Origin of the sequence: uncultured Streptomyces sp. (genome assembly GCF_947488945.1) — a bacterium.
Classification (GTDB): domain Bacteria; phylum Actinomycetota; class Actinomycetes; order Streptomycetales; family Streptomycetaceae; genus Streptomyces.
This window is the reverse complement of the sequence record NZ_CANLBS010000017.1, coordinates 127,256-139,580: the sequence shown is the minus strand read 5'-3', so window position 1 is coordinate 139,580 and position 12,325 is coordinate 127,256. Positions and strand designations below refer to the sequence as shown.

The window sequence follows — 12,325 nt, the reverse complement described above, 5'->3', positions numbered from 1 at the left end:
TGCCACCACGGAGCGTCCGGCGGCCCGAGCTGGTCTCCCTCCCCGCAGTCGGCGGGCGGCTCCGGCCGGTCTCAGAGCCGCTCCACGGCCGGGCGCGGTACTGGGCTGCCGGTCCCCTGGCCCTGCGCCGTCGCTGGACCGGGTTGCGGCCCGGCCAGGGTGGTGCAGCGGGCCCAGATCAGGAGGGTGAGGGGGTAGACGGCGTAGCCGATGCGGGTTGCCGGCGACAGCAGGATGGCGATGGTGAGTCCGAGCGCGAGCCGGTGGGCGGCAGCCGCCGTGGTCGTGGGCGGCTGCACGATGAGCGAGAGTGCCACAGCGATGGCTCCGACGCCTATGAGCGCGACGGCGACGGTCTTGCCGTGCGGCAACAGGGCAGACAAAAGGGCGCCCAGGAGCGGGCTGGCGGCGGTCGAGGCCGTATCGCTCAGCCCGAACGGGTAGAGCACCGCGTTGTCGAGGAAGGCCCGCGGATCGGCCAGGAGCGGCGGTACGACCACCAGCGCCGCCAGTGCGACCGCCACCGCAGCCGCTGTCCTGGCCGCGCGTGATCCCTTGGACGCAGCAAGGAGGACGACGACGACTGGAATGGCCGGCCACGCGGTCCACTTCAGCATGGCTGCCGCTCCCAGTGCCAGCCCCGCACCCACGGAACGGCCCCGGTGCGCGTATGCCAGAGCCAGGAGAACGAAGGCCACGACCACGGGATCAACCCCGCCTATGGCCAGCGGCAGCGCCACCACGGGGCAGGCCGCGATCCACGCAGCCCCCGTCACCACCGTTCGTCCGGCGTGCGGCCGGCCCTTGACCAGCACGCCCACGGCAGCGGCCAGCGCGGCGGCGAACCCGGCCAGGTTCCACAGACGGGCGCTGGAGAACACTCCCGCACCGAACAGCGCGTGGGGGAGGCCGAAGAGGGCCATGCCGGGGAGGTAGGGGTTGAAGTCGCGCACCGCGACCGGATGCGAGAGGTAAGGGGTGCCGGTCTCCTGGAAGTGCTGGGCGGACCGTTCCACGACGCCGACCTCCATCTGCTGCAGGCCCACGGCCGTCAGCCACACCAGCGGAACCGCCAGCGCGCCTACGACGCAGATCAGAGCCACCGAACGGGACCACCGTGCACGGGAGCCCAGCGACGCCAGCGCGGCACAGGCATAGGCGGCAGCAGCGGCAAGTCCCCATCGGTGCTGCGACGTGTTCGATGCGGAAGCGAGCCCCACGCCGAGGGCCATCAAGGAACTCGCCGCCAATGCCCACAGGTCCCACCGGCGGACAGCCATGCCTGAGCGGCGACCCGGACGTCGACCGGAACCAGCTGAAAATCGTGATATGCGCATGTGAAGGGGCCTTGGTTAGAAGTCGCCGCGCAACCGAACAGGCACGCGGCAACCGGTTGGATGCGTAGGTGGTCGGGCGCCCGCTGCCGGGTGGCCGACACGGCGCCCTGCGTGACGTGAGGCGCGTTTGCGCGCATGCCGCGCCCTGGCGGCTTCTCCGGCACGAGAACCCTCAGGACCGCGCCCGACACGCCTCATCCCATCCGGTGCGGGCCGGGGGGACCAGGAAGTTCGACCGGTGGATGGAGCGGCCCGCATACTTCTGCCGGTGAGTACTACCAGTAGGTACGCCGTCCCGGCCGGGCCACGCAGACCAGGGGGACCACAGCTGTGAGCGACAACGGGTTCGGCGAGCGGCTGCACGCCTTGCGCACGGGCGCGGGCATCAGCCAGGAAGGGCTGGCGCAGCGGGCGGGGATCAGTGTGCGGGCGCTGTCGGACATGGAACGCGGGCGGACGCGGGGGCCGCGGCAGCGCACGGTGGAAGCGTTGGTGGCGGCCTTGCGCGTGGATGGCGTCGTGGCCCAGGAGCTGGAGGACGCCGCCCGGTCGGGTCGTCCGCGGACCGTCGGCGGAGCGGGGCCCCGGTCGGCGGCGGGGAAAGTGCCGGGCACGGGGTCGGCGGCTGGGCACGGGCTGGCGTTGCCCCGCGATCTGGGTGACTTCACCGCCCGCGGCCCCGCCCTGGCCGGACTGCGGGTCCTGGCCGAGCGCCTCGATCCCGCCCGACCGCCGGTCGCCGTGATCTGCGGGCAGCCCGGGCTGGGCAAGACCGCCCTCGCCGTGCACGCCGCCCATGCTCTGGCGCCGCGTTTCCCGGACGGGCAGTACGCCGTCGACCTGCGCGGCATGGACCCGAAGCCCGTACCGCCGCGCGAGGTGCTCGCCCGCCTCCTCCATGCGCTCGGGGTGGCCGAGACCGCCGTCCCGGCCGCCACCGACGAGCGCAGCGGTCTGCTGCGCTCGGTGCTGCGCGAGCGCCGGGTGCTGCTCCTTCTGGACAACGCCGCCGACGAGGACCAGGTCCGCCCTCTGCTGCCCGGCCACGGCGCCTGTCTGACCGTGGTCACCAGCCGCCGCTCGCTGGCCGGCCTGGAAGCCGTCCACCGCACGGAACTGGCGCTGCTGCGCCGCGAGGACGCGGTCGAACTTCTCACCCGCGTCATCGGGCCGGAGCGGGTCGAGCGGGAGACACAGGCCGCCCGCGACCTCGCAGAACTCTGTGGGTACTTGCCCTTGGCAGTGCGCATCGCCGCCCAGCGCCTGGCCGCCCGGCCCGGCGAGACCCTGGCGAAACTCGTCACCCAGCTCACCGCTCACGGGGACCGCCTGGACACCCTTCAGGCAGGCTCCCTGCGGATCCGGTCCGCCTTCACTTTGTCCTACCGGCAGCTCGGCCCGGCCGCCCGCACGGTCTTCCGCCGCGCCTCACTCGCCTGCGGCCCCGACTTCAGCCCCGCCACCGCAGCACTCCTGGCAGGCGTACCCCCACGCCAGGCCACGCGCTGCCTCGAACGGCTGGCCGACGCCGGACTGCTCCAGCCCCATCCCACCGCCGACCGCTACCGCTTCCACGACCTCCTGCGCCTGTTCGCCACCGAACAACTGGCCGAGGACGACGATCCCGCCCAGGTCGCCGCTGCCGAGGAACGGGCCGCCCGCTGGACCCTGCGCCGGGCCACCGCCGCCGCACTGCGCTTCGATGCCGACCGCCACCAGGACGCGCCGGAAGGCGACCCCGACCCGGCCACCGCGCCCACCGACCGCGAGCAGGCCCGGATCTGGCTGGAAGCCGAACGGGCCCAGTGGCTCGCGGCCCTGGGCCAGGCCCAGGCGGCAGGCCGGCACCGGCAGGTCGTCGACGCCGCGGAAGCGATGCACTGGTTCTCCGACGTGACCGCGCACTGGGAGCTGTGGGCGGAGGTGTTCCAGCGGGCCGTCGACTCCGCCCGCGCGCTCGGCAGCAGGCGCGACGAGGCCGTCCACCTCAACTACCTCGCCTGGGCCCACAACTTCTGCCTCCACGACTACCCCGCCGCCCTGGCCGCCGCACGGGCCGCCCTGGCCGCGGCGTACGAGGCCGCGGACCAGCTCCAGGCGGGATGGGCCCTGGGCTACGAGGCAGGAGCACTCCGCCGGCTCGGACGGACCGACGAGTCCATCGTCCGGCTGCACGAAGCAGCCACCCACGTCAGGAACCACACGGACCCGCAAGTCCGCCTCGCCGAACTCACCATCCTCAATACCCTGGGCCAGCACCTGCGCTACGCCAATCGTGCGGACGAGGCCCTGGTCATCCACCGGCGCAGCGAAGCTCTCTGCCTCGCCGGAGTACCGGGGACGCCCCACGACCTCATCACCTCCTACCTGGCACAGACCCGCCACAACCTCGGCAGCGACCTCATGGCCCTGGGGCGATGGGACCAGGCGGAAGCCTCGTTGCGTGCCGCCCTGGCCCACTGGGAGGCAGGGCGGATGCCTGCCTGGAGCGAACCCGTCCGCCTCGACCTCGGCATCACCCTGCGCCACCTCGACCGTCACGACGAGGCCCGCACGGTGTTGACCGCGGCCCACCGCACCCTCGTCGGGCTGAACAATCCTCGGCGAGACGAAGCCGCCGACGAACTGCGCCGAGTCACCGCAGAGGTCGGCAACGCCGACCATCCGACCGGCTGACACCTCGTTCGTCGGATGCGACCGCCGCCCGAGCCGTGGGGCTGGGAGCCGGCGCGGCCTGCGACGGCGTGGGCACCCCTCTCCTTCCATCGCCGGGGGACCGGATCGTTCCGAGGCACCGATCCGTTGTCATGCGTCGGGGGGAGCCCCGGCGCCTACAACACCGTCCACAACTGGAACGACGGCTCCAGCAGCACGGTCCGACATACCCGCACTCTCGATCTCAAGCCCGGTGGTCAGACAGTGCTCACCACCGTGGGCACCGTGATTTCCGGTGTCTTGGTCGGCGACACCGCCGGCCGCACGACTCTGGCCATCGCGACCGACCTGCTCGACTGCCTCAGCCCCGGCGGGATCACCTCCGTATCAGGCCCTCAGGTCCCATTGTCGTCACCTTCCTCTGACCTCCCGGTCCTCGCCGCCGACCCGAGACACTTGGCCTCCTCCACTCACGGCCGGGGCGGCCAACGCGGCGGTCTCCTGCGTCGGTGACAACGGGGCGGGACGAAGCTGCACTGCGAGCGAGGTGATGTCTTCAGAGGTGGCACGATCCGCCGGCCCCGCCACGAGACCGCGGCACGTGACGACCTCGACGTGACGAGTCCCCGGGAGTCCCGACCGGAGGACACGGGGCACACAGGCCCGGATCCCAGCCCAGCCGATCCGTCGGTATCCCTACCGAACACGCGAACCGCAGCCGGCCTCCCGTACGCCGGACACAACAACAGAGCCGGTCAAAGCGACGAACTCTCGCTTTGACCGGCTCTGTTCGGTCGGTCGACCCTGGTTGGTGTCCGAGGGGGGACTTGAACCCCCACGCCCGATAAAGGGCACTAGCACCTCAAGCTAGCGCGTCTGCCATTCCGCCACCCGGACAAGGTGTCTGTCTCACGGGCCGCGCCCGTTCCGACGTGGAAAACAATACCAGGGGTTCGGAGCGCCTCTCACCTGCATATCGGGTGGTCAGTGCGGTCTCGTCGGCCTGTACGGGTGCCGGACGCGGTTCGCGGGCGGGCGCGCGTACGCAACGTGCCGACACGGACACCGGCGGTCGCCGGGCGGGGTCCGGCGGGCCGGACGGCGCAGGGGCGGGTCGCGCGGACCAGCAGGAACGACGGGGACGGCGGGGAAGGCGGGAAGGCGGGGACGGCGGGAAGCTCCGACGAGGAGCGCCCCCTGACCGTGCGCACCGCGTGAAACCGACCGGCCCTCCCCGCCGGCGCGGGGAGGGCCGGTCGGTTTCCGGTGTGCGGCGCCGGGTCAGCAGCCCCGGGCGCGCAGGCCGTGCAGATGGGCGGCGGAGCGGCGGGCGGTCACGAGGGAGTCGACGATCGGCGCGTCGTGCTCCACCTGCCAGTGGTGGTCCCGCCGGCCGCCACGGGTCTGGCCGACGGCGGTCAGGAAGCGGCGGTAGTCGATGTCGCCGTCCCCGACGTCGACCATCCGGTAACCGTCGCGCTCGGCGATGTCGCGTTCGCCGTCCTTGACGTGGAAGAGCGGGTAGCGGTCGGGCTGCTTCAGTACGTAGGCCAGCGGGTCGAAGGGGGCGGGGGTGCCGTCGGCGCGCCTGCCGAACCGGTGCTGGGCGACGTAGGCCCAGTAGATGTCCATCTCCAGGTGGACGAGGTCGGGGTCGGTCTCGGCGAGCAGCACGTCGTAGAGGCGGACGTCGGGGCGGTCGGTGGCGAAGGAGAACTCCTCGGCGTGGTTGTGCTGGTAGAACTTCATGCCCCGTTTGCGGGCCGCCGCGCCGTAGGTGTTGAAGTCGTCGGCGGCCCGCTTCCAGGCGTCGACGGTGGAGCCGTAGCGGAACGGGCCGGACGCGGTGCCGATGTGCTTGAGGCCGAGCGCCTGGGCGTCGTCGAGGACCTTGGTGAGGTTCTGGGCGAAGGTGTAGGCGTTCGGGTCGTCGTCGGACCAGTAGCCGACGTGGCTGCCGATGCCGGTCAGCCCGTGGTCCCGGGTGATGCGCTTGAGCTGGGCGAGGGTGATGTCACCGGCCGAGCCCTGGGTGTAGCCGGCGTACTCGACCTCGTCGTAGCCGTACGTCTCCAGTTCCGCGAAGACCTTGTCGAAACCGAGGGTCGCCACCTTGTCGCGCAGGGTGTAGAGCTGGATGCCGAGCCGGCCGGGCGGCAGCAGCGGGGCGCCGCGGCCCTTGCCGAGGGCGGCGGCGGTGGGCGCGGCGGCCCCGACGAGGGCGGCGGCGGCGGCGCCGGCCGCCACGCCGAGCAGGGAGCGGCGGCCGAGGCGGTGGGCGAGTTCGGCGTCCGCAGGGGTGCGGCGGCTCATGGGCGTACTCCTTCGGTGGGGTGCGGGGAGCTGTCTTCCTGGTCGGAGAAGGGCTGGTCGAGGCCGGCCAGGCGCAACAGGAGGGCCTTGACCTCGGTGGCGGCGACCCGGCCGGTGAGGGCGCCGGGTGCGGAGCAGAGGATGACGGGGCCCTCGTCGTCGTGGTCGGGGAGGCGGCCGTGGCTGCCGCGGATGGGCGAGGGGTCGAGCGGGACGACCGCCATCCGGTAGCGCATGCCGAGCTTCTTGCGGGCGACGGCTCCGGCGGCCTTGACGCGGACGTAGGGGTCCTGGGGGTCCATGAAGAGTTCGACGGGGTCGTAACCGGGCTTGCGGTGGATCTCGACGAGCTGCGCGAAGTCGGGGGCGCGGGCGTCGTCGAGCCAGTAGTAGTAGGTGAACCAGGCACCGGGTTCGGCGACGGCGACGAGTTCGCCGGAGCGCGGGTGGTCGAGGTGGTGGGCCTTCTTGCCTTCGTCGCCGAGGAGTTCGGCGATGCCGGGCAGGTCCGCGAGGGCTGCGCGGGCGGCCTCCAGGTCCTCGGGGCGGCGTACGTAGACGTGGGCGATCTGGTGGTCGGCGACGGCGAACGCGCGCGACGTCATCGGGTCGAGGTACTCCATCCCGTCCTGGGTGTGCACCTCCAGCAGCCCGGCCCGGCGCAGCGCGCGGTTGATGTCGACGGGCCGGTCGGCGCGGGTGATGCCGTATTCGGACAGCGCCACGACGGTGCGGCCCTGGGCGCGGGCGTGGTCGAGCAACGGGCCGAGCGCTTCGTCGAGTTCGGCGGCGGCGCGGTGGGCGCGGGGGTCGTCGGGGCCGAACCGCTGGAGGTCGTAGTCGAGATGGGGGACGTAGGCCAGGGCGAGGTCGGGGGCGCGAGTGGCGAGCAGGTGGCGGGTGGCGTCGATGATCCACTGCGAGGAGACCAGGTCCGCGCCGGGCCCCCAGAAGTGGAAGAGGGGGAACGTCCCGAATTTCGCGGTGAGTTCGTCGTGCAGGGCGGGCGGCCGGGTGTAGCAGTCGGGTTCCTTGCGGCCGTCGGCGTAGTAGACCGGGCGGGGGGTGACCGTCCAGTCGGTGTCGGCGCCCATCGCGTACCACCAGCAGATGTTGGCGACGGTGTAGCCGGGGTGGGCGCGGCGGGCGGCGTCCCAGAGCTTGTCGCCGGCGACGAGTCCGTTGTGCTGCCGCCACAGCAGGACGTCGCCGAGTTCCCGGAAGTACCAGCCGTTGGCGACGATGCCGTGTTCGTCGGGCGTGGTGCCGGTGAGGAAGGTGGACTGGGCGGCGCAGGTGACGGCCGGCAGCACGGTCGAGAGCGCCTCGCGCCCGCCCGTCTCGCCGAGGGCCCGCAGCCGGGGCATGTGGTCGAGGAGCCGGGGGGTGAGGCCGACGACGTCGAGGACGAGCAGCGGGACGGGACCGGTGGCCGGTTCGGGGGTGGTCACGGCAGCTCCTTCAGACCGAGGTCGGTCAGCAGATCGCGGGCGAGCGTGAGTTCGGCGGCGATGCCCTCGGCGAGCCGGCTGCGGCTGCGCGGCCTCAGCGCCTCGGGAAGCGCCTGCCAGGTGTACGTCTCGACCTCCAGGTGCCGGGTGAGCGGCGCCGGTCCGCCGACCAGGCGGGCGAGTGCGGCCCGCAGCACCGGCAGGGTGGAGGTGAGCGGCGGCTCGGGCGGGGCGTGCAGGGGGACGTGGAAGTGGGCCCGCCACGGGGTGCCGTCGGGGAGCGGGGAGCCGGGGGCGAGTGCTTCGGCGAGGTCGTCGGCGCCGCGCAGTCCGGCGGCGGTGCGGGTGCGGGTCTGGTGCAGGAAGCGGGGTTCGGCGAACGCCGCGAGTGCGGACCGGACCTCGGGGAGGTGCGGGTGTTCCGCGTGCAGGGCGGCGGAGAGCTGGGCCTTCACCACCGGGACGCCGGCGGCGGCGAGCGCGTCGAGGGCGGTGCCGGGGTCCTCGAAGGAGGTGGCGAGGTGGCAGGTGTCGAGGCAGAGGCCGATGCGCGGATGGCCGATCGCGGTGAGCGGGGCGAGGGCGTCGGCGGTGGTCTCGACGGTGCAGCCGGGTTCGGGTTCGACGCCGATCCTGATGGACTTGCCGGTGGTCTCGGCGAGCGCGTCGAGCCGGCCGGCCAGGGTGGTGAAGGCGCGGCGGGCCGCCGGGGCCGCCTCGGGGTCCTGGTCGTAGGGGGTGCGCCAGGCGAACGGGAGGGTGGAGATGGTGCCTTCGGTGACGTCGTCGGGGACGAGGGCGGCGAGCAGCCGGGCGAGGTCGGTGGTGTGGGAGAGCCGGGCGGGGTCGGTCCAGTCGGGGCGGTAGACCCGGTACTTGACCTCGTCGGCGCCGAACCCCTCGTACGGGAAGCCGTTCAGGGTGACGACTTCGAGGCCGCAGCGGTCGAGTTCGGCGCGCAGGGCGCGCAGGGCCGCGGGGTCGGTGGACAGGGCGCGGGCCGCGTCCCGGGCGAGCCAGAGGCCGATGCCGAGGCGGTCCCGGCCGAGCCGTCTGCGGACCGGTTCGCAGTGTTCGCGGAGCTGGGCGCGGACGCCGTCGAGGGTCTCGGCGGGGTGGACGTTGGTGCAGTAGGCGAGGTGGACGGTCGAGCCGTCGGGGTGGCGGAAGCGCACGGCGCTATTCCCCGCCCCGGAGGATGGAGTTGCCCTCGTGCAGTGTGCCGGGCGCGGTGACGTCGAGCTGGAGCCTGCCGCTCTGGCCGTAGAACGCGACCGGGTTGCGCCACAGGACGCGGTCGACGTCGTCCTCGGAGAATCCGGCGGCGAGCAGGGCGTCGGCGACCTTGCGGGTCTTCAGCGGGTCGCTCTTGCCCCAGTCGGCTGCGGAGTTGACGAGGATGCGCTCGGGTCCGTGGTTCTTGAGGACGCTGACCATCCGGTCCTCGTCCATCTTGGTGTCGGGGTAGAGGGAGAAGCCGGCCCAGCAGCCGCTGTCCAGCGCCTCGTCCACGGTGGTCTCGTTGAGGTGGTCGAGCAGGACCAGTTCGGGAGCGAGGCCGGATTCGCGGACGACGTCGATGGTCCGCCGCAGACCGTTGAGCTTGTCGCGGTGCGGGGTGTGCACGAGGGCGGGCAGGCCGTGCGCGGCGGCGAGTTCGAGCTGGGCGGCGAGGGCGGTGTCCTCGGCCGGGGTCATGGAGTCGTAGCCGATCTCGCCGACGGCGACGACTCCGTCCTTGACGAGGTAGCGGGGCAGTTCGTCGAGGACGGGGGTGCAGCGGGGGTCGTTCGCCTCCTTCGGGTTGAGGGCGAGGGTGCAGTGGTGGGCGATGCCGTACTGGGAGGCGCGGAACGGCTCCCAGCCGAGGAGCGCGTCGAAGTAGTCGAAGAAGCTGTCGGGCGAGGTGCGGGGCTGGCCCAGCCAGAACGAGGGCTCCACCAGGGCCCGGACCCCGGAGTCGTACATCGCCCGGTAGTCGTCGGTGGTCCGCGAGGTCATGTGGATGTGCGGGTCGAAGATGCGCATCAGGACTCCTCGGTGGCGGAGGGCGACGACGGGTCGGCGTGCCGGAGCACGGTGTGCAGGTCGGCGGGTACGGGGCGGCCGGCGGCGGTCCGCTCGGCGGCGAAGTCCCGCAGCATGCGGGCCAGTTCGGCGTCACCGGCGGCCCGCTCGGCGAGCCGGGCGACGTCGGCGACCGGCACCCCGGTGAACAGGCACTTGAGGACGGCGTGGCGCCAGGCGTGCGGGTCGAGGCGGGCGGCGGCGTACGGGCCGACGGCGGCCGAGACCAGCCGGGTGTCGTTGGTGCGCAGGGCGTCCTCGACCAGCACCAACGCCGTCCCGCCGAAGTCCAGTTCGGGCAGGGCGAGCAGGACGGCCCGGCGTTCTGCTGCGGTCCCCCGCTCGTAGAGCCGGGTCAGCGTGGACGCGTCCGCGCGCGCCTCGGCGAGCAGGAGTACCCGGACGGCGTCGGCGTGTCCTGCTCCGCAGACGCGGCCTGCGGCGGCGAACCGCAGCTCCCAGGGGGCGGGCGGGGCGGCGGGGCGGGCCGCGGGGCGGTCGGCGACGCGGGCGGCCTCGTCCAGGGCCTCGTCGAGCCAGGCGCGGGCGGCGCCGGGGAGGCTCCGGTCGAGGGTGTCGCGGGTGGTCGTCTGCGTCATGCCCGTCCCTCCACGGTCGCGGCGGTCCGGGAAGCGGCGGTGCTGGAGACGGCTGTACGGGAGACGGCTGTACGGGAGACGGCGCGGAGGAAGTCGAGGGAGGTGCGGGCCAGTTCGGGTCCGGCGTGCGAGTGGCGGGGCAGCTCGACCACGGTGAGGCCCTCGTAACCGACCCCGGCGAGCGCGTCGAGCACGGGCGGGAAGTCGATCTCGCCCTCCCCGAACGGCAGGTGCTCGTGGACACCCCGGCGCATGTCCTCGATCTGCACGTGGGCCAGCCAGGGTGCGGCGGCCCGTACGCAGTCGGCGGGCGACTGCGGCTCCAGGCACTGGCAGTGGCCGAGGTCGAGGGTGAGTCCCAGCTCGGGCGGGTCGCCGAGGAGGGCGCGCAGCCGGTGGAAGTCGGCCAGCGCGCCGACCAGGTGGCCGGGTTCGGGCTCCACGGCGAGGCGCACCCCGGTGCGCCGGGCGGCGGCCAGCACCGGGGCGAGGGCTTCGGTCAGCCGCTTCCACGCCGCCCCCGGGTCGGTGCCGGGCGGCAGGACCCCGCTGAAGAGGTGAACGGCGTGCGCGCCGAGCGCGGCGCCGGTCCGGACGGCCCGTACCAGCAGCCGGACCCGGGCGGCGCGGGCCGCCGGGTCGGGGTCGAGGAGCGAGGGGCCGTGCTTGCGGCGGGGGTCGAGGACGTAGCGGGCGCCGGTCTCCACGGTGACGCGGAGCCCGAGGCGCTCCAGCCGGCGCGCGACCCGGCGGGTGCGGCCCGGCAGGTCGGGGCCGAACGGGTCGAGGTGCATGTGGTCGAGGGTGAGTCCGACGCCGTCGTAGCCGAGGTCGGCGAGGAGTTCCAGGGCGTCGTCCAACCGGAGGTCGGTCAGTCCGTTGGTGCCGTAGCCGAGAGCGAGGGTCATGTGGGGTTCACCTTCCTGGCGAGGGCGCGGGCGAGCGGCGCGAGTGCCAGTACGCCGAGTGCGACCGCCGGGGCTCCGGCGCGGGCGGCGAGCGCCGCCTGGAGCGGGATCATCGCCCGGATGCCGCCGCCGACCGCCCGCTGGGTGAGCTCCGGGGAGGGGTTGAGGGCGGCGTGCAGCAGCGGGCGGCCCGCGGTGCGCAGGTACGGGAGGGCGCACAGGGCGGGCAGCAGCGGGGAGCGGCCGCCCCGGGGGGCCTGGGGGGCGCCCTCGGCGGGGCGGCGGTCCGGGCGGGCCAGGGCGGTGGCGAGGGCGGTGGCGGTGGCGAGGGCGGCGAGCGGGGCGGTGGTCGAGCCTCCCCGCGTCTCGTGCCGGGAGACGGTGGTGACGGCCCAGGTGTGCAGGCCGAGGGCCGCGGAGGCGGGCACGGCGGCCCGAACGGGGGCGGTGCGTCCGCCGGTCGCGGTCGCCCCCAGCAGGACGTCCAGGGTGCGGGCGGCGGCCATGGCGGCGGGCCCGGCGGGGGTGTGCTTCAGCCGGAGGTCGTACGCCCAGACGGTGGCGGCGAGTCCGCCCGCCACCGCCAGGGCGGGGCGGCCGGCGCGGGCGGCGAGGGCCAGGCCGCCGGCGGTGAGCAGGCCGGCCGCGGCCAGCGCCTCGCGGGGGGCGATCCGGCCGGACGGCAGCGGCCGGTGCGGGCGGTCCACGGCGTCCTCGGTGCGGTCGGCCCAGTCGTTGAGCGCCATCCCGGCCTCGTAGAGGCACAGGGACGCGCCGACGGCCGCGGCGGTGCCCCGGCCGGGGCGCGCGCCCACGGCGGTGGCGCCGGCGAGCGCGTCGCCCACGACCGTGGACAGGGCGGAAACCCGTAGGAGTTCGGCCCAGGCGCGGGCCCGTGCCCGGCCCCGCGCGCGGCGGGGCGCGGCCGTGGCGTCCGCGGCGGGAGCGGGCGGGAGCACCGGGGCGGGGCCGGGCCGGGTGCCGGCCGGGGACCT

The 12,325-nt window shown here is 74.1% G+C and carries 9 protein-coding genes and 1 tRNA gene; 1 reads left to right on the top strand and 9 read right to left on the bottom strand.

All coding sequences use genetic code 11. The features are described 5' to 3' along the window. Nucleotides 1-71: 71 nt before the first annotated feature. Nucleotides 72-1,103: a glycosyltransferase 87 family protein gene (locus Q0994_RS24550; protein ID WP_299538373.1), complete on the bottom strand. Its 1,032-nt coding sequence runs from the start codon at nt 1,101-1,103 to the stop codon at nt 72-74. A gap of 564 nt (nt 1,104-1,667) precedes the next feature. Here Q0994_RS24550 and Q0994_RS24545 point away from each other — a divergent pair. Continuing rightward, nucleotides 1,668-4,013, top strand: a complete 2,346-nt coding sequence (locus Q0994_RS24545; protein ID WP_299538371.1) for a helix-turn-helix domain-containing protein — start codon at nt 1,668-1,670, stop codon at nt 4,011-4,013. Between the two features lie 788 nt (nt 4,014-4,801). Here the strand turns inward: Q0994_RS24545 and Q0994_RS24540 are convergent. The 8 genes from Q0994_RS24540 to Q0994_RS24505 all read right to left on the bottom strand — a co-directional run bounded on the left by Q0994_RS24540 (nt 4,802) and on the right by Q0994_RS24505 (nt 12,187). After that, a tRNA-Leu gene (locus Q0994_RS24540) sits at nt 4,802-4,889 on the bottom strand. Nucleotides 4,890-5,273: 384 nt separating this feature from the next. Further along, nucleotides 5,274-6,305 carry a sugar phosphate isomerase/epimerase gene (locus Q0994_RS24535; RefSeq protein WP_299538369.1) on the bottom strand — a complete coding sequence of 344 codons (1,032 nt, stop codon included), beginning with the start codon at nt 6,303-6,305 and terminating at the stop codon, nt 5,274-5,276. Beyond that, nucleotides 6,302-7,756, bottom strand: a complete 1,455-nt coding sequence (locus Q0994_RS24530) for a nucleotide pyrophosphatase/phosphodiesterase family protein (RefSeq protein ID WP_299538368.1) — start codon at nt 7,754-7,756, stop codon at nt 6,302-6,304. Before Q0994_RS24530 ends, Q0994_RS24535 begins: the two co-directional genes overlap by 4 nt. After that, a complete protein-coding gene (gene eboE, locus Q0994_RS24525) occupies nt 7,753-8,931 on the bottom strand; it encodes a metabolite traffic protein EboE (protein WP_299538367.1) in 1,179 nt (392 codons plus the stop codon). Before eboE ends, Q0994_RS24530 begins: the two co-directional genes overlap by 4 nt. Nucleotides 8,932-8,935: 4 nt before the next feature. Then, nucleotides 8,936-9,784, bottom strand: coding sequence for a TatD family hydrolase (locus Q0994_RS24520; protein ID WP_299538366.1), 849 nt, complete (start codon nt 9,782-9,784; stop codon nt 8,936-8,938). Then, complete coding sequence (locus Q0994_RS24515) at nt 9,784-10,422, bottom strand: EboA domain-containing protein (protein ID WP_299538365.1); 639 nt, start codon at nt 10,420-10,422, stop codon at nt 9,784-9,786. Before Q0994_RS24515 ends, Q0994_RS24520 begins: the two co-directional genes overlap by 1 nt. Further along, nucleotides 10,419-11,330 carry a sugar phosphate isomerase/epimerase gene (locus tag Q0994_RS24510; RefSeq protein ID WP_299538363.1) on the bottom strand — a complete coding sequence of 304 codons (912 nt, stop codon included), beginning with the start codon at nt 11,328-11,330 and terminating at the stop codon, nt 10,419-10,421. Before Q0994_RS24510 ends, Q0994_RS24515 begins: the two co-directional genes overlap by 4 nt. Further along, entirely contained in the window at nt 11,327-12,187 is an 861-nt protein-coding gene (locus tag Q0994_RS24505; RefSeq protein ID WP_363325570.1) for an SCO3242 family prenyltransferase, read from the bottom strand. The genes Q0994_RS24510 and Q0994_RS24505 overlap by 4 nt, the downstream gene beginning before the upstream one ends. Between the last annotated feature and the right edge of the window lie 138 nt (nt 12,188-12,325).

Bases quoted from the DNA above. Each gene is read 5' to 3' on its own strand.
- Q0994_RS24535 (WP_299538369.1), bottom strand. From the start codon at position 6,305: ATGAGCCGCCGCACCCCTGCGGACGCCGAACTCGCCCACCGCCTCGGC.
- Q0994_RS24510 (WP_299538363.1), bottom strand. From the start codon at position 11,330: ATGACCCTCGCTCTCGGCTACGGCACCAACGGACTGACCGACCTCCGG.
- Q0994_RS24515 (WP_299538365.1), bottom strand. From the start codon at position 10,422: ATGACGCAGACGACCACCCGCGACACCCTCGACCGGAGCCTCCCCGGC.
- Q0994_RS24520 (WP_299538366.1), bottom strand. From the start codon at position 9,784: ATGCGCATCTTCGACCCGCACATCCACATGACCTCGCGGACCACCGAC.